Below are 20,472 nucleotides of genomic sequence, written 5' to 3' on the forward strand. Positions count from 1 at the left end.
TAGTTTGCCCTATCCATAACCATTTCTTTGTCTGAGTGGCCTGCTTGGCGTTAGGCTTGTGGCTCACCATTCGTTACAGGTTCGCCGTGAATATCGACAACCGCATCAAGTTTCGCCACCTGCTGTGCTTTCTCGAAGTGGCGCGCCAGGGCAGCCTGGCGCGTGCTGCCGAGGTCTTGGCGATCAGCCAGCCGGCGGTGTCGAAGACCCTCAAGGAACTGGAGGAAGTCCTCGCCACCCGCTTATTCGACCGTAGCAAGCAGGGCGTCGTGCCAACCGCGGCCGGGCTGGCCTTTATGCGCTACGCCGGGCCTAGCGTGCTGGCCTTGCGTGAGGGTGTGCGCAGCTTGCGCAGCGGCGAACATGAGGCCGGGGTGGTGCGCCTCGGCGTGTTGTCGACGGTGGAAAGCTCGCTGCTGCCGGATGTGGTGCGACGCTTGCACCAGCAGCACGCGGCCCTAGTGGTCAGCGTGGTTACCGGGCCCAGTGCCCATCTGCTTGATCAGTTGCGGGTCGGCGCGTTGGACCTAGTGGTCGGGCGTATGACCGATAGCCCGCAGATTGAGGGGCTGAGCTTCGAGCATCTGTACAGCGAATCGATGGTGCTGGTGGTGCGTCCCGGTCATGCCTTGCTGCAGGCGGATCTGCAGGACCGTAGCCAGCTGGGCGACTATCCGGTGGTGTTGCCGCTGGCCGGCACCACCATTCGCCGCTATGCCGACAGCCTTTATGTGCAGTGCGGCATCGTCATGCCGCAGCAGCGCCTGGAAACTCTCTCGGTCGCCCTAAGCCGGCGCTACGTGCAGCGCAGCGATGCGGTATGGATCGCCCCGCAGGATGCCGTGCGCCAGGACCTGGCACGCGGCGAGCTGTCTGAACTGGATATTGGCCTGCGTGAACCCGGCGGCTCGGTGGGCATCTGCAGCAACCCCACGGCGGCACTTTCGCTGGCGGCGCAGTGGTGCTGCGAGGCCTTGCGCGAGGCGGCGGCGGATTATCGTGAAGGGCTTAATCCATAACTTATAGGTTATGGATGATGACGATTTTTTCAATTTTCAGTCGCATGACTCTGGTTGAGACTGGCTGCCAAGCCTGTACCCATTCCAATTAAGAGGAGATCGACATGCCCGACGCGCAGAATAGCCGCTTCGTCATTCGCGACCGTAACTGGCACCCTAAGGCTTTCACCCCCGACTACAAAACCTCGATTGCCCGCTCGCCGCGCCAGGCGCAGGTCAGCATCCCGCAGTCGATCTCGGAAACCAGCGGGCCGGATTTTTCTCATTTGAAAATGGGCCAGCACGACAACGACCTGCTACTCAACTTCAACAACGGCGGCCTGCCGGTGGGGGAGCGCATCATCGTCGCTGGGCGGGTAATGGACCAGTACGGCAAGCCGATCCCGCATACCCTGGTGGAGATGTGGCAGGCCAACGCTGGTGGCCGCTACCGCCACAAGAACGACCGTTACCTGGCACCGCTCGACCCCAACTTTGGCGGCGTTGGCCGCGCCCTGACCAACAGTCAGGGTTATTACAGTTTCCGCACCATCAAGCCCGGGCCGTACCCCTGGCGCAACGGCCCGAATGACTGGCGCCCGGCGCATATCCACGTCTCCATCAGTGGTCCGTCGATTTCCACTCGCCTGATAACCCAACTGTATTTCGAAGGTGACCCGCTGATTGCGATGTGTCCGATCGTCAAGTCGATCGCCAACCCGGACGCGGTGCAGAGCCTGATCGCCAAGCTCGATATGAGCGCAGCCAATCCCATGGATTGCCTGGCCTATCGCTTCGACATCGTGCTGCGCGGGCAGCGTCAAACTCACTTTGAAAACCGCTGAGGAGTAACTGAACATGCCTACCCAACTGCTCCCGGAAACCCCTTCGCAAACTGCCGGCCCCTTCGTACACATCGGCCTGGCCCTGGAGGCCGCCGGTAACCCGAGCCGCCCTCAGGAAATCTGGAATCAGATGGCCAAACCCGGCGCGCCGGGCGAGCACATCACCCTGATCGGCAATGTTTACGACGGCAACGGCCACCTGGTGCGCGACTCCTTTGTGGAGTTCTGGCAGGCCGACCACCAAGGTCAGTACGACGCCGAATTCAACCTGGAAAAACCCTTCAACAGCTTCGGGCGCACGGCCACCACCTTCGATGCCGGTGGCTGGATGCTGCACACCATTAAGCCGGGCGTGGTGAGCAACGCCGCTGGCGTGCCGATGGCGCCGCATATCAACGTCTCGTTGTTTGCCCGTGGCATCAATATTCACCTACAAACCCGCCTGTATTTTGCCGACGAAGCTGAGGCCAATGCCAAGGATCCGGTGCTCAACCTGATCGAACAGCCGCAGCGCCGCGAGACCTTATTAGCCTATCCCTGCGAGGTGGACGGCAAACCGGCTTATCGTTTCGACATGCGCATCCAAGGTGACGGTGAAACGGTGTTCTTCGACTTCTAGTGGGATCCAGCCGCGCGTGCGACATAGCGCAAGACTGGGAAATGGCGGCTGGGCTCTATTGGATCTGTAAGTTGTCGGTGGGATTGGTAGCGGCACCACATCTGGCGCATGAGCTAGAGAGGTGAATTGCGATTATCGAACCATGGTTCGATAATCGCTCAGCACTTCGTAACACCATCCCCCTCGCAGCTATGCACAGGACAAAAATAATGAGCGAAGAATCGCCTCTGCCACTGTCGACCCTGGCACCGCCGATCGTGGCTTCGCCGGCTAAACGCATCGAAGCATTGACCGGCGACCCTAACTTTATGACCTCGCTGGCCCGCGGCCTTGCGGTGATTCACGCCTTCCAAGAGCGCAAGCGTCACCTGACCATTGCGCAGATCAGCCACCGCACCGAGATTCCCCGCGCCGCCGTGCGCCGTTGCTTGCACACGCTGATGAAACTGGGCTACGCCACCACTGACGGGCGCACCTATTCGCTGCTGCCCAAGGTGCTCACCCTCGGCCATGCTTACCTGTCGTCGACGCCGCTGGCAGTCACCGCTCAGCCGATCCTCGACCGCATCAGCGAGCAGTTGCACGAGGCCTGTTCCATGGCCACCCTGGAAGGCGATGAGATTCTCTACATCGCCCGTTCGGCGACACCGCAGCGCCTGATCTCGGTTGACCTCAGCGTCGGCAGCCGGTTGCCGGCTTATTGCACCTCCATGGGCCGCATTCTCCTCGCCGGTCTCGATGACCTGGCCCTGGACGATTACCTGGAGCACGCCGACCTGCAGGTGAAGACCAGCCGCACCATCCACACCGTTGAAGGCCTGCGCGCCAATATCGCCGAGATCCGCCAGCAGGGTTGGGTGATCATCGACCAGGAACTGGAGATGGGGCTGCGTTCGGTAGCCGTGCCGCTGAAGGATTCTGCTGGCCAGGTATTGGCGGCTCTCAATGTAGGAACGCATGCCGGGCGAGTGACGCGTAAAGAGTTGGAGTCGCGATTTCTCCCGATTCTGTTAGCTGCCAGTCATGAGCTGAGTTCGCTGTTGTTTCATTAAGCTGTGAAGCTGCGCGAGGTGGTTGAGCATGCATTGCATATCGTTCGATTATCGAACGGATAGTCGATAATCGGATTGTTTGGAGGGCATGCCAGCGTTAACGTCTTTGTCATCCAGCGCATCTGTGCGCTATGGCAAACGACGAGAACCACCATGGCTGAAATCCTCACTCTGCGCGAAGCCATCCAGCGCTTCGTTCACGACGGCGATAGCATCGCCCTCGAAGGCTTCACTCACCTGATCCCGACTGCCGCGTCCCACGAAATCATCCGCCAGGGGCGCAAGGATCTGACCCTGATCCGCATGACCCCGGATCTGGTCTATGACCTGCTGATCGGTGCCGGCTGTGCGAAGAAGCTGATCTTCTCCTGGGGCGGCAACCCCGGCGTGGGTTCGCTGCACCGTCTGCGTGACGCGGTGGAGAAGGGCTGGCCGCAGCCGCTGCAGATCAGCGAGCATAGCCACGCCGCCATGGCCAACGCCTATGTGGCCGGTGCCTCCGGCCTGCCATTTGCAGTGCTGCGCGGCTATCAGGGTTCGGATCTGCTCAAGGTCAATCCGGACATCAAGTTTATCCAGTGCCCCTTCACGGGCGAGCAACTGGCCGCCGTGCCCAGCGTGCGTCCAGATGTCACCGTGATCCACGCGCAGAAGGCCGACCGCAAGGGCAATGTGCTGATCCAGGGCATCCTCGGTGTGCAGAAGGAGGCGGCCTTGGCGGCCAAACGCTGCATCGTCACGGTCGAAGAAATCGTCAACGAGCTGAATGCACCGATGAACGCCTGTGTGCTGCCAGGCTGGGCGCTGAGCGCCGTGTGCCTGGTGCCAGGCGGCGCGCATCCGTCTTACGCCCACGGTTACTACGAGCGCGACAACCGCTTCTACCAGGCCTGGGACCCGATCGCCCGCGACCGCGAAACCTTCAGCGCTTGGATCGACACCTACATCCGCGGCACCGCCGATTTCGCTGCCTATCAGGCCAAGCTTCAGGAGGCCAACTAATGAGCGCCTACAGCACCAATGAAATGATGACCGTGGCCGCCTCGCGCCGTCTCGGCAACAGCGACGTGACCTTCGTCGGCATCGGCCTGCCGTCCAAGGCCGCCAACCTGGCGCGCCTGACCCACGCCCCGGACGTGACCCTGATTTACGAATCTGGCCCGATCGGTGCCAAACCCAGCGTGCTGCCACTGTCCATCGGCGACGGCGAACTGGCCGAGACCGCCGACACCGTGGTGCCCACCGGCGAGATCTTCCGCTACTGGCTGCAGGGCGGGCGCATCGACGTCGGCTTCCTCGGCGCGGCCCAGGTCGACAAGTTCGGCAATATCAACACCACCGTGATCGGCGACTACCACAACCCGAAAGTGCGCCTGCCGGGTGCCGGCGGCGCGCCGGAGATCGCCGGCAGCGCGAAGAAGGTGTTTATCATCCTCAAGCAGGGCCACCGCACCTTCGTCGACAAGCTGGCCTTTATCACCTCGGTCGGCCATGGCGAAGGCGGCGAGCATCGCCAGCAGCTGGGCCTGCCCGGCGCCGGCCCGGTGGCGATCATCACCGACCTGTGCATCATGGAACCGGAAGCCGGCAGCAAGGAATTTGTGGTCACCTCGATCCATCCGGGCGTGAGCCGCGAACAGATCATCGCCGCCACCGGCTGGCCGATCCGCTTCGCCGATCAGGTGGCCGAGACAGAAGTACCGCAGGCCTTTGAGCTGGAAGCGCTGCGCGCTCTGGAAGCGCGTACTGCAGCGGCCCACGGCCAGGCCGGGGGTGAGGAATGAGCCGCGAGGTATTTATCTGCGACGCCATCCGCACCCCGATCGGCCGCTTCGGCGGCGGTTTGGCAGCGGTGCGCGCCGACGACCTGGCGGCCATCCCGCTCAAGGCTCTGCTCGAACGCAACCCGCAGCTCGATCAACTGGCCATCGACGAAGTCTTTATGGGCTGCGCCAACCAGGCCGGCGAAGACAACCGCAACGTCGCGCGCATGGCTTTGCTGCTGGCCGGCCTGCCGGAAAGCATTCCGGGGGTAACCCTCAATCGCCTCTGCGCCTCGGGCATGGACGCGGTGGGCACCGCCTTCCGCGCCATCGCCAGTGGCGAGATGGAGCTGGCCCTGGCCGGCGGCGTCGAGTCGATGTCGCGGGCGCCCTATGTGATGGGCAAGGCCGATAGCGGCTTCTCTCGTGGGCAAAAAATCGAAGACACCACCATCGGCTGGCGCTTTATCAACCCGCTGATGAGGGCGCAGTACGGCGTCGATGCCATGCCGCAGACTGCCGACAACGTGGCCGATGATTACCAGGTCAGCCGCGCCGACCAGGACGCCTTTGCCTTGCGCAGCCAGCAGCGTGCCGGGCGTGCTCAGGCCGAGGGCTACTTCGCCGAGGAAATCGTTGCGGTAGTGATCAAGGGCAAGAAGGGCGACAGCGTGATTGAGGCGGACGAACATCTGCGTCCCGACACCTCGCTGGAAACACTGAGCAAACTCAAGCCGGTGAATGGCGAGGGCAAGACCGTCACCGCCGGCAATGCCTCGGGGGTCAATGACGGCGCCGTGGCGTTGATCCTGGCCTCTGCCGAGGCAGTACAGAAATATGGGTTGACCGCTCGCGCCAAGGTGCTGGGCATGGCCAGTGCCGGCGTGGCGCCGCGAGTGATGGGCATCGGCCCGGTGCCGGCGGTGTGCAAGCTGCTCGACCGACTGAAAATGAGCATCCATGACTTCGACGTAATCGAACTCAACGAAGCCTTCGCCGCCCAGGGCCTGGCCGTGACCCGCGAGCTGGGCCTGGCCGACGACAGCAGCAAGGTCAACCCTAATGGCGGTGCCATCGCCCTCGGCCACCCGCTGGGTGCCAGTGGCGCGCGCCTGGTGCAGACTGCACTGCATCAACTGGAGAAATCCGGCGGGCGTCTGGGGCTGGCGACCATGTGTGTTGGCGTTGGTCAGGGCCTGGCGTTGGCCATCGAACGCGTTTAATTGAAATTTGCGCCCTCGTTAAGGGGCGCAAACAAGCGACTGCGCCTTTGCACGACGGACTCACCTGATAATCCCCAGGGTCTCGGAAACCCGATTACCAAGCGAGCCCGTCGTGCAAAGGCTGGTCGTGCGCCGCTCACTGCTATAAAACGAATATTCCTTCTGATCTGCGGAGCATCGGCTTGAACAGCCCGAGCAACCAACTCTTCGACGCCTATTTCACTGCGCCTGCCATGCGCGCGATCTTTTCCGATCACGGCCGGGTGCAGGGCATGCTGGATTTCGAGGCCGCCCTGGCGCGTGCCGAGGCCAGCAGCGGTCTGATCCCGCAGGCGGCCGTGCAAGCCATCGCCAACGCCTGCCAGGCTGAGCGTTATGATTTTGCCGAACTGGCCCAGGCCATTGTCACCGCCGGCAACTCGGCCATCCCGCTGGTCAAGGCGCTGGGTAAGCAGGTTGCGGCGCACAGCGCCGAGGCCGAGCGCTACGTGCATCTGGGTGCCACCAGCCAGGACGCTATGGACAGTGGCCTGATCCTGCAACTGCGCGCGGCCATCGCCCTGCTCGAGCAGGACCTGGCGCAACTGGCGGCGGCCCTGGCCGTGCAGGCCGAGCGCCACGCCGATACCCCGCTGGCCGGGCGCACCTGGCTGCAGCACGCTACCCCGGTGACCCTTGGCATGAAGCTGGCCGGCGTGCTTGGTGCCATCACTCGCCATCGCCAGCGCTTGGCTGAACTCAAACCGCGTCTGCTGGTGCTGCAGTTCGGTGGCGCCTCCGGCAGTCTGGCTGCGCTGGGCGAGCTGGCCTGGCCGGTGAGCGAAGCCCTGGCCATTGAGCTTGGCCTGCAACTGCCCGAGCAGCCCTGGCATACCCAACGCGACCGTTTAGTTGAATTCGCCAGCCTGCTCGGCCTGCTCGCCGGCAGCCTGGGCAAGTTTGGCCGCGACCTCAGCCTGCTAATGCAGACCGAGGCCGGCGAAGTCTTCGAGCCAGCCGCACCGGGCAAGGGTGGCTCCTCAACCATGCCGCACAAGCGCAATCCGGTCAGTGCTGCTGTGTTGATCGGCGCCGCCACCCGCGCGCCGGGTCTCGTCGCGACCATGTTCAGTGCCATGCCGCAGGAGCACGAGCGCAGCCTGGGCCTGTGGCACGCCGAATGGGACACCCTGCCGGAGTTGTGCTGCCTGGTCTCCGGCGCGCTGCAGCAGGCACTGCTGCTGGTGCCAGGCCTGGAAGTGGATTCTGCGCGCATGCGCAGCAACCTCGACCTGACGCAAGGCCTGGTGCTGGCCGAGGCGGTGAGCATCGCTCTGGCTCAACGTATTGGCCGCGACGCCGCCCACCATCTGCTCGAACAGTGCTGCAAGCAAGCCGTGCGCGAGGGCGTACACCTGCGTCAGGTGCTCGGCACAAATGCCGAGGTCAGCGCGCAACTGTCCGCCGCCGAGCTGGATTGTCTGCTTGATCCGGCCCTCTACCTCGGCCAGGCCCGCCGCTGGGTCGAGCGCGCCGTGGCCGAACACCAGAATTTTTCGAATTAGGAGTTTTTTATGCCCGCCGTACAGCTCGCCGATGGCGAACTTTTTTACAGTCTCGAAGGCCCCGTGGCTGCGCCGGTGCTGGTGCTGTCCAACTCGCTGGGTACTGATCTGCACATGTGGGATGCGCAAGTGGCGGCCTTCGCCGAGCACTTTCGCGTCTTAAGTTACGACACCCGTGGTCATGGCCAGTCGTTGGTCACCGACGGCCTCTACAGCATCGAGCAGAACGGCCGCGACGTGCTGGCCCTGCTGGATGCGCTGGATATTGCCAAGGCGCATTTCTGCGGCCTGTCCATGGGCGGTTTGATCGGCCAGTGGCTGGCGATCAACGCGCCAGCGCGCATCCAGCGCCTGGTGCTGTGCAATACCGCAGCGAAAATCGGCAGCCCGGAGGTGTGGAACCCGCGCATCGAAACCGTGTTGCGCGACGGCCAGGCCGCCATGCTGGCGCTGCGTGATGCTTCGATTGCGCGCTGGTTCACCCCTGAGTTTGCCGTGGCCGAACCGAAGCGGGTCGAACCGGTGGTCGGTATGCTGGCCGCCACTTCGCCGCAAGGCTATGCCGCCAACTGCGCGGCGGTGCGCGACGCCGACTTCCGTGAGCAGGTCGCCAACATCAAAGCACCGACCCTGATCGTCTGCGGCACGGCCGATGTGGTGACTACCCCCGAGCATGGCCGTTTTATGCAGGAACGCATCCGTGGTGCCGAGCTGGTCGAGTTCCACGCCGCGCACCTATCCAACGTCGAAAGCGGTGAGCCGTTCACCCGTCGTGTGCTGGACTTCCTCTGCGCCTGATCGACCTTGTACTTATTTACGGAGCCAGAAATGGACGAAAAACAACGCTATGAAGCCGGCATGCAGGTACGCCGTGCAGTACTCGGCGACGCCCATGTTGACCGCAGCCTGCAACACCTGACGCCGTTCAACGAGGAGTTCCAGGAAATGATCACCCGGCATGCCTGGGGCGATATTTGGACCCGTCCCGGCCTGCCGCGCCACACCCGCAGCCTGATCACCATCGCCATGCTGATCGGCATGAACCGCGAAGGCGAACTGCGCCTGCACCTCAAGGCGGCGAAGAACAACGGCGTGACCCGCGATGAGATCAAGGAAGTGCTGATGCAGAGCGCGATCTACTGCGGCATCCCGGCGGCCAACGCCACCTTCCACCTGGCCGAGGAGGTGTGGGACGAGCTGGGCGTGGAGTCGCTTCTCTGAAGGCTGAATCCAGAGCCATTTTTTTGGGATCGGCCAATATGAGAGTTATCTGGAGCAGGTTGCTTTGCGTGTCCGAAAAACTCGCTCATAGAGCAAAGCTCTAACGCAGGTTCTAACCAGCCGGTGGGAGCTGGTTGGAAATCAGGATCTTCATTTCCCTTCCAAAACTCTGCCATACGGCCCAACTGGTCATTCGTTGCGATTGAACCGAAGTCCAGGCTGTCATGCACAACGATTACTTCCCCACGCGTTGGATAGATTCTGGTTTGGTATCCCGGATTGAATCTAGGGCGAAGCAGGCTTTTTATGAGCGTGGCGAACAGGTGCTTCAACATGATGGATTCCTCGACTTGAATGTCCCCTTAAATGGGGGAGGCCAGATTGGTCTGGCATTTCTAGTTTCCAATCATTCTGAAAACTGCAAGTCGAGGACGGGGAGGGCATCGGATCAGAAATACGTAGGCTCTATGGATCAGTCGGCCGCCGTTTATATGTCATGCATTAATATTAGTGGTACGAAAGTGGTACGTTCTTTTGTTATGCAGCTTGTAGTTCAATTAAATTGTGGCTTTCAGGGTAAATCAGTCCGATCCATCATCGGCGCTACGGAGAAGCGCCGAGAAAGCGTGGCTGGGGGTGTGTTGGCGGTAAGTGCAGAGTTTTCGGGCATCGGAGTCTGTCTAATTGACGGCAGGCGCAGGGGCGACGGTCGTGATTCGGTGGCTGTGCCTGGTGTGGGCAGTGTCGGTGCAATGCCCGGCAGTTTATCAGCCCGGAGAGGATTTTCGCTTTTGCACATGACTTGGCCGGCATTGGCAGGCAAATCTGGCATTTTGTGCGGATGGGTTGGGTCACCGGCACTTCATCGTTATGCTCTGCGCCACAAACAAGTCGGTGGGTAAGTGATGTTTCAGTCTGTGCGCGTAGTAAAGCTTCTGCCGGTTGCCCTGTTATGTCTGCTCGGTGCCTGCGCCAGTGGGCCGCAGCTGCTGCCTGAGACCAAGCGCTTGCCCGAGCGGGTCGAGTTGGCCGATGTGCCGTTCTTTCAACTCAGTGATGCCCAGGGCGGGCCTTCGGCGTTGGCGGCGCTGCTCAATCATCACGGGGTGATCAGTAGCCCGGGTCTGGTGGATGAGCGCATGCAGCAATTGGCCAAAGAGCAGAGCACGCAAGCCGGGCTTGAGGCGGTGGCGCGCTCTTATGATCTACTGGTTTACCCTTTGCCCGGTAATTTGGATGCGCTGATGCAGCAGGTATCCGCAGGGCATCCGGTGCTGGTGATGCAGGATCGGCTGTTTGGTGGGCCGGGTTCGCAGTTTGCGTTGCTAGTCGGTTATGACCAGCGCGAACGCACGTTGGTAATGCGTTCGGGCAATACCCGGCGCTGGTACACCAGTTTTGCCAGTTTCGACGATGCCTGGGAGGAGGCCGGGCGTTGGGCTGTATTGATTCAGCCGACCAATCAATTGCCTGCGCAACCCCTTGAGCGAGTCTGGTTGCAGGCTGCCCGTGATCTGCAGCAGCAAGGCCGAGGCGCTGCGGCGCAGCGAGCGTTGCGCACGGCCCGTCAGGTTTGGCCGGATGCCGCGCTGTAACGGCGTTCAGCAATGACTTAAGTCAGAACGCAAAACGGCACCTTAGAGGTGCCGTTTCTGTTTGTGGCGCTGGTTTTAGATGCCCAGCTTGTCACGCAAGGTGTAATACCAGGCGCCCAGTGCGCTGAATGGCACTTGGAACATCCGCCCGCCCGGGAATGGATAGTGCGGCAGGTCGGCGAAGGCGTCGAAGCGTTCGGCCTGACCGCGCAGGGCTTCGGCCAAGATTTTGCCGGCCAGGTGAGTATAAGTTACGCCGTGGCCGCTGCAGCCTTGTGAGTAGTAGATGTTGTCGCCGAGGCGGCCGACTTGCGGCAGGCGCGACAGGGTCAGCAGGAAGTTGCCGGTCCAGGCGTAGTCGATCTTCACATCCTTCAACTGCGGGAAGGCCTTGAGCATCTTCGGGCGAATGATCGCTTCGATGTTTGCCGGGTCGCGTGCGCCGTAGACCACGCCGCCGCCAAAGATCAGGCGGTTATCACCGCTAAGGCGGTAGTAATCGAGCAAGTAGTTGCAGTCTTCTACGCAGTAGTCCTGCGGCAGCAGGCTCTTTGCCAATTCGGCGGATAACGGCTCAGTAGTAATCACCTGAGTGCCGCATGGCATCGACTTGGCCGACAGTTCGGGAATCAGGTTGCCTAAGTAGGCGTTACCAGCCACTACTACGAACTTGGCTTTGATTCGGCCGTTGGGCGTGTGCACAACGGGATTGGCACCGCGCTCAATGCGGATAGCCGGAGATTGCTCGTAAATGACTCCTCCGAGCGATTCGACAGCCGCGGCTTCGCCCAATGCCAGGTTGAGCGGGTGGATGTGACCGCCACTCATATCTAGCATGCCGCCGGCATAAATGTCGGTGCCGACAACTTCTTGTATACGCTTGGCGTCCATCAGTTCCAGCTGGGTATGGCCGTAGCGCTCCCAAAGCTTTTTCTGCGACTCCAGGTGTTTCATATGCTTGGGGGTGTTGGCCGCGAATACGCCACCATCCTTAAGGTCGCACTGGATGTTGTACTTGGCGATACGCTCGCGAATGATCCTACCGCCTTCGAATGCCATGTCGCCCAGCAGTTTTGCCTGCTTGGGGCCGACGCTGCGTTCGATCACATCAATGTCGCGGCTATAACTGTTAACGATCTGGCCGCCATTGCGCCCTGATGCACCGAAGCCGACCTTGGCCGCTTCGACGATGCTGACTTTAAAGCCGTTTTCGAGCAGGGCGATGGCCGTGGACAGGCCGGTGTAACCTGCGCCGACTATGCACACGTCAGTCTCGACTTCACCATTCAATTCCGGGCGCGCTGGTACCGGATTGGCGGAGGCCGCGTAGTAGGATTGTGGATAAGCTGTGTGCGCCATTTTGCAACCTCTGTTCTTTATTTTTTACGAATGGGCAGATGCTACCTGAGTTGAAAATGCCCGGCTAGTGGCCTGTGTGAAATATTAAACGCGCCATGAAACAGTAAAAAATTCAGTTATTCAGGCAGTTAGCGCAAAAAATAGGTTGACAGTTTTTTGCGTGACCGTAGAATGCGCACCCATCGTAGGCACGTAGCTCAGTTGGTTAGAGCACCACCTTGACATGGTGGGGGTCGTTGGTTCGAGTCCAATCGTGCCTACCAGATTTGGTAGAAAAAGGGTCGCTTAGGCGGCCCTTTTTTATTGGGTTCTTGCCAGTAGGCCAGGCTTTCTGCAAGCATCCGTGCGGTAAATCGCTGTTTAAAACCTCCAGTGACCCCGGTTCGGTTTTTGGTTGGCTGAAAAGCTCCCGCCACTGTATGGCAGGTATACCGCTGAATCGCTTACTGGCTCATCCCAACCCATGTGGCCTTTGGTAGAGGTCACCACTAGGAGAGGAGGCGCCATGCCCATCATTACTCTTCCCGACGGCAGTCAGCGTTCGTTCGATCACTCGGTATCTGTGCTCGAGGTGGCGCAATCTATTGGTGCTGGCCTGGCTAAAGCCACGGTAGCTGGCAAGGTCAATGGCAAGCTGGTTGATGCCTGTGACCTGATTGATAGCGACGCAACCCTGCAAATCATTACGCCAAAAGATCAGGAAGGCCTGGAAATCATTCGCCACTCCTGCGCGCATTTGATTGGTCATGCGGTCAAGCAGTTGTTTCCCACTGCCAAGATGGTGATCGGTCCGGTCATTGAAGAAGGCTTCTACTACGACATCGCATCTGAGCGTCCTTTCACTCTAGATGATGTGGCGGCAATCGAGCAGCGGATGCAGCAGCTGATCGAGAAGGACTATGACGTCATCAAGAAAGTGACGCCGCGCGCCGAAGTTATTGATGTCTTCACTGCCCGTGGTGAGGAATACAAGCTGCGTCTGGTTGAAGATATGCCGGATGAGCAGGCTATGGGTCTGTACTACCACGAAGAATACGTCGACATGTGCCGCGGTCCGCACGTGCCGAATACGCGCTTCCTCAAGGCATTCAAACTGACCAAGCTCTCCGGTGCCTACTGGCGCGGCGATGCCAAGAACGAGCAATTGCAGCGCGTTTACGGCACTGCCTGGGCTGATAAGAAGCAGTTGGCGGCCTATATCCAACGCATTGAAGAGGCTGAGAAGCGCGATCACCGTAAGATCGGCAAGCGTCTGAATCTGTTTCACACCCAGGAAGAAGCGCCGGGCATGGTGTTCTGGCACCCCAATGGCTGGGCTCTTTATCAGGTGCTGGAGCAGTACATGCGTGGCGTGCAGCGCGAGCATGGCTATCTCGAGATCAAGACCCCGCAGGTGGTCGATCGCTCGCTGTGGGAGAAGTCCGGGCACTGGGCAAACTACGCCGAGAACATGTTCACCACTGAGTCGGAAAGTCGTGATTACGCGATCAAGCCGATGAACTGCCCGTGTCACGTGCAAGTGTTCAATCAGGGGCTTAAGAGCTACCGCGAGTTGCCGATGCGTCTGGCCGAGTTCGGTGCTTGTCACCGAAATGAGCCGTCCGGTGCGCTGCACGGCATCATGCGTGTGCGTGGCTTTACTCAGGATGACGCGCATATCTTCTGTACCGAAGAGCAGATGCAGGCTGAGTCGGCAGACTTTATCAAGTTGACTCAGGCTGTTTACGCTGATTTTGGCTTTACCGATATTCAGCTCAAGCTCTCCACGCGTCCGGATAAGCGTGTGGGTTCGGATGATTTGTGGGATCGTGCCGAGGCAGCGTTGGCGGCGGCGCTCGATAGCGCTGGGCTGGCTTATGATCTGCAGCCGGGTGAGGGTGCCTTCTACGGGCCGAAGATCGAGTTCTCACTGAAGGACTGCCTGGGTCGTGTCTGGCAGTGTGGTACCTTGCAGCTCGACTTTAACTTGCCGGTGCGGTTGGGGGCGGAGTACGTCAGTGAGGACAATAGCCGTAAGCATCCGGTGATGCTGCACCGTGCGATTCTCGGTTCGTTTGAACGCTTTATCGGTATTTTGATCGAGCACTACGAGGGTGCGTTCCCGGCTTGGTTGGCGCCGACCCAGGCCGTGGTAATGAATATCACGGACAAGCAGGCCGATTTTGCCCTCGAAGTGGAAAAATCGCTCAATCAAAGCGGTTTTCGTGCCAAGTCTGACTTGAGGAACGAGAAGATAGGCTTTAAAATCCGCGAGCATACTTTGCTCAAGGCTCCCTATCTCTTGGTTATCGGAGATCGGGAGGTCGAGACGAAAACTGTCGCTGTGCGTACCCGTGAAGGTGCTGATCTGGGCTCCATGCCCGTCACTCAATTCGTTGAACTTCTCGCGCAAGCGGTTTCCCGGCGTGGTCGCCAAGATTTGGAGTAATCATTATTAAGCGTGAAATGAGACAAGATAAGCGAGCTGCACCGAAGGCCCCGATCAACGAGAATATCTCGGCACGCGAGGTTCGGTTAATTGGCGCTGAGGGTGAGCAGCTTGGGATTGTGTCAATTGAAGACGCGCTTCTTAAGGCCGAAGAGGCCAAGCTGGATCTGGTAGAGATTTCTGCCGATGCAGTGCCCCCTGTTTGTAAGCTGATGGACTACGGCAAGTCGATCTTCGAAAAGAAGAAGCAGATCGCCGCTGCCAAGAAAAACCAGAAGCAGATTCAGGTTAAAGAAATCAAGTTTCGTCCAGGGACGGAGGAAGGGGATTACCAGGTAAAACTACGCAACCTGGTACGTTTCCTTAGTGATGGGGACAGGGCCAAGGTATCGCTTCGATTCCGCGGCCGTGAGATGGCGCATCAGGAGCTGGGCATGGAGTTGTTGAAGCGGGTTGAAGCTGACCTGCTTGAATACGGCACCGTTGAACAGCATCCAAAGATGGAAGGACGCCAGCTGATAATGGTCATCGCCCCCAAAAAGAAGAAGTAATCACCCGGGCACGGCAGGCCTAGTGGTTATGTTTATCAACTGAATGCGGAGTATCCGAACATGCCAAAGATGAAAACTAAGAGTGGTGCAGCCAAGCGTTTTCTTAAAACCGCTAACGGCTTCAAGCACAAGCACGCTTTCAAGAGCCACATCCTGACCAAGATGTCCACTAAGCGTAAGCGTCAACTGCGCGGTAGCACCATGGTGCATCCGTCCGACGTAGCAAAAGTGGCGCGCATGTTGCGCGTTCGATAATCCGGTCAAGATAGAGGAAATTACTCATGGCTCGTGTTAAGCGCGGCGTTATCGCTCGCAAGCGTCACAAAAAAATTCTGAAACTCGCTAAAGGCTACTACGGTGCACGCTCACGCGTATTCCGCGTTGCCAAGCAGGCTGTGATCAAGGCAGGCCAGTACGCCTACCGCGACCGCCGTCAGAAAAAACGTCAGTTCCGCGCTCTGTGGATCGCTCGTATCAACGCTGGTGCTCGTGTTAACGGCCTGTCCTACAGCCGTTTCATTGCCGGCCTGAAAAAAGCGTCCATCGAGATCGACCGTAAGGTACTGGCTGATCTGGCAGTGAACGAAAAAGCGGCGTTTGCTGCGATTGTCGAGAAAGCGAAAGCCGTACTGGCTTAAGTCCCCGACAATCACCGGGCTCGCCCGGTGCTAAACGTCACCAATAGGGGAAGAGCCTTCAAGCTCTTCCCCTATTTCGTATCTGGAGTCTGTAAATGGAAAATCTGGATGTGCTGGTCTCGCAAGCGCTTGAGGCCGTTAGCCACACCGACGATGTGAATGCCCTGGAGCAATTGCGGGTTCACTATCTGGGCAAGAAAGGCGAATTGACTCAGGTGATGAAAACCCTGGGTAACTTGTCGGCAGAAGAGCGTCCGCAAGCCGGCGCGCTGATCAATGCTGCCAAGGACCGAGTTCAGGAGGCCCTGAATGCTCGCAAAGAAAAATTGGAACAGGCTGCGCTGAGCGCCAGGCTCGCCGCCGAAAAAATCGACGTTACCTTGCCTGGCCGTGGCCAGGTCTCGGGTGGCCTGCATCCGGTCACGCGGACACTGGAGCGCGTTGAGCAGTTCTTTACTCGGATAGGCTACGGCATCGCCGAAGGCCCCGAGGTCGAGAACGACTACCACAACTTCGAGGCGCTCAATATCCCCGGCCATCATCCGGCGCGGGCGATGCATGACACCTTCTATTTCAACGCGAATATGTTGCTGCGCACCCACACCTCGCCGGTACAGGTGCGCACCATGGAATCGCAGCAGCCGCCGATCCGCATTGTTTGCCCCGGCCGTGTGTATCGCTGCGACTCCGATATCACCCATTCGCCGATGTTCCACCAGGTCGAAGGCCTGCTGGTCGATGAGGGTGTGAGTTTTGCTGATCTCAAGGGCACCATCGAGGAGTTTCTTCGGGTGTTCTTCGAAAAGCCGTTGGGCGTACGTTTCCGCCCTTCGTTCTTCCCGTTCACAGAGCCGTCGGCCGAAGTCGATATGCAGTGCGTGATGTGCAGCGGCAAAGGCTGCCGTGTCTGCAAGCAGACCGGCTGGCTGGAAGTCATGGGCTGCGGCATGGTGCACCCGAATGTGCTGCGCATGTCTGGCATTGATCCGGAAAAATACTCCGGCTTCGCCTTCGGTATGGGTGTTGAGCGTCTGGCCATGCTGCGTTACGGCGTCAACGATTTACGGCTGTTCTTCGATAACGACCTGCGGTTCCTGGCGCAATTTCGCTAGCGTCCTCGCATTCCGTAATCGAATTGGTTCAGGAGAACAGACAGTATGAAATTCAGTGAACAATGGTTGCGCAGCTGGGTAAACCCGCAAGTATCCCGCGAGGACCTGGTTGCCCGCCTGTCCATGGCCGGTCTTGAAGTCGACAGCGTATCGCTGACCGCCGGCGTATTCAGTGGCGTGGTGGTGGGTGAGGTGCTGAGCACCGAGCAGCACCCCGATGCCGACAAGCTGCGTGTGTGCCAGGTCAGCAATGGTGCGGAAACCTTTCAGGTGGTGTGCGGTGCGCCCAATGTGCGCCCTGGTCTGAAGATTCCGTTCGCCATGATCGGTGCCGAACTGCCCGGCGACTTCAAGATCAAGAAAGCCAAGCTGCGCGGCGTTGAGTCCAACGGCATGCTTTGCTCGGCCTCTGAGCTGCAGATTAGTGAAGAAAATGACGGTCTGATGGAGCTGCCGGCTGATGCGCCGGTGGGCCAGGACATTCGTGTCTATCTGGATCTGGATGATGCCAGCATCGAAGTCGATCTGACCCCGAACCGTGGTGACTGCCTGTCGTTGGCTGGCTTGGCGCGTGAGGTGGGTGCCTTGTATGCCGCGCCTGTTGCTCGGCCGATAGTTGATGCGGTTGCACCGAGCCATGATGAAGTACGCCCGGTTGAAGTTCTGGCTGCGCAAGCCTGCCCGCGCTACCTCGGTCGGGTGGTGCGCAATGTCGATCTGTCCAAGCCCACGCCGCTGTGGATGGTTGAGCGTCTGCGCCGCGCGGATGTGCGCAGCATCGATGCAGCGGTCGACATCACCAACTACGTGATGCTTGAGCTGGGTCAGCCGCTGCATGCGTTTGACCTCGCCGAGATCAATGGCGGCATCCGTGTGCGTATGGCTGAGGAGGGCGAGAAGCTTGTCCTGCTTGATGGTCAGGAAGTCAGCCTGCGTAGCGATACGCTGGTGATCGCCGATCACAGCCGTGCCTTGGCTATTGCTGGCGTGATGGGCGGCGAGCACAGCGGCGTCAACGAAAAGACCCGGGATCTGTTCCTTGAGAGTGCGTTCTTCGACACCATTGCCATCGCTGGCAAGGCGCGCTCTTACGGTTTGCACACGGATGCGTCGCACCGCTTCGAGCGTGGCGTGGACTGGCAGCTGGCCCGCGAGGCGATGGAGCGTGCGACTGCGCTTTTGCTGGAAGTCGTCGGTGGCGAAGCCGGACCGATTATCGAGGTCGTCAATCAGGATTACTTGCCGAGCGTTGCGCCGGTCACGCTGCGCGCTGAGCGCATCGAGCAGATGCTCGGCCTGAAGATGGATGATGCCGAAGTTGTTCGTTTGCTGGCGGCTTTGGGCTTGGACATTCGTGCTGATGGCGACGGGCAGTGGCAGGTTGGTGTGCCAAGTCACCGCTTCGATATCAGCCTGGAAGTCGATCTAATCGAAGAGCTTGCCCGCTTGTATGGTTACAACCGCTTGCCGGTGCGTTACCCGCAAGCGCGTTTGGCTCCACAGGCCAAGGCTGAAGCCGCAGTCGAACTGCCAGCGCTGCGCCGTTTGCTGGTTGCCCGTGGCTATCAGGAAGCAATTACCTACAGCTTTATCGATCCCAAGCTGTTCGAACTTTTCAATCCAGGCGTTGCGCCGCTGATGTTGGCTAATCCGATCTCCGCAGACATGGCGGCGATGCGTTCTTCCTTGTGGCCGGGTCTGATCAAGGCGCTTGAGCACAACCTTAATCGTCAGCAGTCGCGTGTGCGCTTGTTCGAAAGCGGCTTGCGCTTTGTTGGTCAGCTTGAAGGCTTGAAACAAGAGTCGATGCTGGCTGGTGTGATTTGTGGTGGTCGTCTGCCTGAGGGTTGGGCACATAGTCGCGATGACGTCGACTTCTATGATGTGAAGGCTGATGTTGAAGCATTGCTGGCCAGCGCCGGTGCGGGCGATAGTTTTGCATTTGTGCCGGGCGAGCATCCAGCGCTGCATCCGGGGCAAGCGGCGCGCATTGAGCGTGAAGGACGTGTAGTCGGATTCCTTGGTGCTATTCATCCCGAATTGTCGAAGGCGCTGGGTCTGGATCAGGCTGTCTTTATGTTTGAGCTGGTTCTGGGTGAGATCGCTCAGGGGGGGATGCCTAAGTTTCAGGAGCTTTCGAAGTTTCCTGAAGTGCGGCGTGATCTGGCTGTCTTGGTTGAGCGTGATGTGCCTGCACAGGATTTACTGGGTGCTATTCGTGAGGCGGCTGGCGAGTGGTTGACCGACCTCAAGCTATTTGACGTGTATCACGGTAAAGGCATTGATCCAGATAGAAAAAGCCTTGCCGTCGGCTTGACCTGGCAGCATCCATCGCGCACTCTTAATGACGATGAGGTGAGTACCACAACGCAAAATATCCTCACCTGCCTGGAACAAAGGTTCAACGCCACGTTAAGGAAGTAGCGTATGGGGGCTCTGACGAAAGCTGAGATGGCGGAACGTCTGTATGAAGAGCTGGGCCTGAATAAACGGGAAGCCAAGGAGTTGGTGGAGCTGTTCTTTGAGGAGATCCGCCAAGCGCTGGAGCTCAATGAACAGGTCAAGCTCTCGGGGTTCGGTAACTTTGATCTGCGCGATAAGCGTCAGCGCCCCGGTCGCAATCCAAAAACAGGAGAGGAAATTCCGATTACGGCTCGCCGTGTCGTGACTTTCCGTCCAGGCCAGAAACTTAAAGCCAGGGTCGAGGCGTATGCTGGAACCAAGTCATAACGACGAACTACCCGTCATACCCGGCAAGCGCTACTTCACCATTGGTGAAGTTAGCGAGCTCTGTGCTGTTAAACCGCACGTGTTGCGTTATTGGGAGCAGGAGTTCCCACAACTCAACCCGGTTAAGCGACGGGGTAATCGCCGCTATTATCAACGCCAAGATGTGCTGATGATTCGGCAGATCCGTGCGCTTTTGTATGATCAAGGCTTTACCATCGGTGGTGCGCGTCAGCGTCTTTCAGGCGATGAAGCCAAAGATGACAGCACCCAGTACAAGCAGCTGATCAAGCAAATGATTACCGAGCTTGAAGACGTGTTGTTGGTGCTTAGGAAATAGTCGCCTTATTCAAAAAAGTTTTCACATTTCAGAAGCTTAATGTATAGTTCGCGACGTTTTCGGGTGTCCGAAAATGGATTCACGCCTAGTCGGGGCGTAGCGCAGTCCGGTAGCGCACTAGCATGGGGTGCTAGGGGTCGAGTGTTCGAATCACTCCGTCCCGACCATATAATTCAAGCATTAGAGCCTGGTCAGTGATGACTAGGCTTTTTTGTGGGCTATGTCCCAAGACCGTGTTGCAAGGACTACGCTTTAAGGCAGACATCCGCTTGTGAGGTCAGCCCACCATGGATACTCAAGCCTTTCAGCGCTGGTTGGCCCAGGTGAGCTAGCTCAGTGCCAAACAGAAATCCGCGCTTCACCAGGCGCTGCAGGAACCACCGGCAACAGAGATTCTTGATAGCTTGCCCTCGCTACAGAGCTGCCCACACTGCCAAGCGAAGGCCGAGCATCTTGC

Annotated in this window: 20 protein-coding genes and 2 tRNA genes; 21 read left to right on the top strand and 1 reads right to left on the bottom strand. The window is 59.2% G+C overall.

Translation table 11 applies throughout. From position 1 onward, the window contains the following. Positions 1 to 86: 86 nt before the first annotated feature. The 11 genes from pcaQ to AACX99_RS17255 all read left to right on the top strand — a co-directional run bounded on the left by pcaQ (position 87) and on the right by AACX99_RS17255 (position 10,860). On the top strand, positions 87 to 1,019 hold the full coding sequence (gene pcaQ / locus AACX99_RS17205; RefSeq protein WP_339413651.1) for a pca operon transcription factor PcaQ: 933 nt from the start codon (positions 87 to 89) through the stop codon (positions 1,017 to 1,019). 104 nt (positions 1,020 to 1,123) lie between these two features. Then, positions 1,124 to 1,843, top strand: coding sequence for a protocatechuate 3,4-dioxygenase subunit beta (gene pcaH, locus AACX99_RS17210; RefSeq protein ID WP_339413652.1), 720 nt, complete (start codon positions 1,124 to 1,126; stop codon positions 1,841 to 1,843). 13 nt (positions 1,844 to 1,856) lie between these two features. Next, positions 1,857 to 2,462, top strand: coding sequence for a protocatechuate 3,4-dioxygenase subunit alpha (gene pcaG / locus AACX99_RS17215; protein WP_339413653.1), 606 nt, complete (start codon positions 1,857 to 1,859; stop codon positions 2,460 to 2,462). Between the two features lie 209 nt (positions 2,463 to 2,671). Beyond that, positions 2,672 to 3,514, top strand: a complete 843-nt coding sequence (locus AACX99_RS17220) for an IclR family transcriptional regulator domain-containing protein (RefSeq protein WP_339413654.1) — start codon at positions 2,672 to 2,674, stop codon at positions 3,512 to 3,514. A 153-nt stretch (positions 3,515 to 3,667) separates the two neighbouring features. Then, the gene (locus AACX99_RS17225; protein ID WP_339413655.1) at positions 3,668 to 4,516 is read left to right on the top strand and encodes a CoA transferase subunit A; all 849 of its coding nucleotides are present in this window, start codon (positions 3,668 to 3,670) and stop codon (positions 4,514 to 4,516) included. After that, entirely contained in the window at positions 4,516 to 5,298 is a 783-nt protein-coding gene (locus tag AACX99_RS17230) for a CoA-transferase subunit beta (RefSeq protein WP_339413656.1), read from the top strand. The genes AACX99_RS17225 and AACX99_RS17230 overlap by 1 nt, the downstream gene beginning before the upstream one ends. After that, complete coding sequence (gene pcaF / locus AACX99_RS17235) at positions 5,295 to 6,500, top strand: 3-oxoadipyl-CoA thiolase (RefSeq protein ID WP_339413657.1); 1,206 nt, start codon at positions 5,295 to 5,297, stop codon at positions 6,498 to 6,500. Before AACX99_RS17230 ends, pcaF begins: the two co-directional genes overlap by 4 nt. Before the next feature lie 182 nt (positions 6,501 to 6,682). Then, positions 6,683 to 8,044: a 3-carboxy-cis,cis-muconate cycloisomerase gene (locus AACX99_RS17240; protein ID WP_339413658.1), complete on the top strand. Its 1,362-nt coding sequence runs from the start codon at positions 6,683 to 6,685 to the stop codon at positions 8,042 to 8,044. 9 nt (positions 8,045 to 8,053) lie between these two features. After that, the gene (pcaD, locus tag AACX99_RS17245; protein WP_339413659.1) at positions 8,054 to 8,842 is read left to right on the top strand and encodes a 3-oxoadipate enol-lactonase; all 789 of its coding nucleotides are present in this window, start codon (positions 8,054 to 8,056) and stop codon (positions 8,840 to 8,842) included. Positions 8,843 to 8,872: 30 nt separating this feature from the next. Continuing rightward, complete coding sequence (pcaC, locus tag AACX99_RS17250; protein WP_339413660.1) at positions 8,873 to 9,265, top strand: 4-carboxymuconolactone decarboxylase; 393 nt, start codon at positions 8,873 to 8,875, stop codon at positions 9,263 to 9,265. A 905-nt stretch (positions 9,266 to 10,170) separates the two neighbouring features. Then, positions 10,171 to 10,860, top strand: a complete 690-nt coding sequence (locus AACX99_RS17255) for a PA2778 family cysteine peptidase (RefSeq protein WP_339413661.1) — start codon at positions 10,171 to 10,173, stop codon at positions 10,858 to 10,860. A 75-nt stretch (positions 10,861 to 10,935) separates the two neighbouring features. Here the strand turns inward: AACX99_RS17255 and AACX99_RS17260 are convergent, their stop codons facing one another. Further along, positions 10,936 to 12,219, bottom strand: coding sequence for an NAD(P)/FAD-dependent oxidoreductase (locus AACX99_RS17260; RefSeq protein ID WP_339413662.1), 1,284 nt, complete (start codon positions 12,217 to 12,219; stop codon positions 10,936 to 10,938). 186 nt (positions 12,220 to 12,405) lie between these two features. Between AACX99_RS17260 and AACX99_RS17265 the strand changes: the two genes are divergently transcribed. The 10 genes from AACX99_RS17265 to AACX99_RS17310 all read left to right on the top strand — a co-directional run bounded on the left by AACX99_RS17265 (position 12,406) and on the right by AACX99_RS17310 (position 20,182). Next, positions 12,406 to 12,482: transfer RNA gene (locus AACX99_RS17265), tRNA-Val, on the top strand. 242 nt (positions 12,483 to 12,724) lie between these two features. Beyond that, complete coding sequence (thrS, locus tag AACX99_RS17270) at positions 12,725 to 14,647, top strand: threonine--tRNA ligase (RefSeq protein WP_339413663.1); 1,923 nt, start codon at positions 12,725 to 12,727, stop codon at positions 14,645 to 14,647. Next, a complete protein-coding gene (gene infC / locus AACX99_RS17275; RefSeq protein ID WP_339413675.1) occupies positions 14,647 to 15,198 on the top strand; it encodes a translation initiation factor IF-3 in 552 nt (183 codons plus the stop codon). The genes thrS and infC overlap by 1 nt, the downstream gene beginning before the upstream one ends. Before the next feature lie 60 nt (positions 15,199 to 15,258). After that, on the top strand, positions 15,259 to 15,453 hold the full coding sequence (rpmI, locus tag AACX99_RS17280; protein ID WP_079202156.1) for a 50S ribosomal protein L35: 195 nt from the start codon (positions 15,259 to 15,261) through the stop codon (positions 15,451 to 15,453). A 26-nt stretch (positions 15,454 to 15,479) separates the two neighbouring features. After that, complete coding sequence (gene rplT, locus AACX99_RS17285) at positions 15,480 to 15,836, top strand: 50S ribosomal protein L20 (RefSeq protein WP_040069108.1); 357 nt, start codon at positions 15,480 to 15,482, stop codon at positions 15,834 to 15,836. Positions 15,837 to 15,931: 95 nt separating this feature from the next. Beyond that, entirely contained in the window at positions 15,932 to 16,948 is a 1,017-nt protein-coding gene (gene pheS / locus AACX99_RS17290; protein ID WP_339413665.1) for a phenylalanine--tRNA ligase subunit alpha, read from the top strand. 45 nt (positions 16,949 to 16,993) lie between these two features. Continuing rightward, entirely contained in the window at positions 16,994 to 19,372 is a 2,379-nt protein-coding gene (gene pheT / locus AACX99_RS17295) for a phenylalanine--tRNA ligase subunit beta (protein ID WP_339413666.1), read from the top strand. Between the two features lie 3 nt (positions 19,373 to 19,375). Beyond that, a complete protein-coding gene (gene ihfA, locus AACX99_RS17300) occupies positions 19,376 to 19,678 on the top strand; it encodes an integration host factor subunit alpha (RefSeq protein WP_003243414.1) in 303 nt (100 codons plus the stop codon). Next, positions 19,659 to 20,015, top strand: coding sequence for a MerR family transcriptional regulator (locus AACX99_RS17305; protein ID WP_090256190.1), 357 nt, complete (start codon positions 19,659 to 19,661; stop codon positions 20,013 to 20,015). The genes ihfA and AACX99_RS17305 overlap by 20 nt, the downstream gene beginning before the upstream one ends. 90 nt (positions 20,016 to 20,105) lie before the next feature. Continuing rightward, positions 20,106 to 20,182 (top strand) — tRNA-Pro (locus AACX99_RS17310). Positions 20,183 to 20,472 lie beyond the last annotated feature (290 nt).

It is taken from the genome of Pseudomonas sp. EA_35y_Pfl2_R5 (assembly GCF_963970805.1).
Lineage (GTDB): Bacteria > Pseudomonadota > Gammaproteobacteria > Pseudomonadales > Pseudomonadaceae > Aquipseudomonas.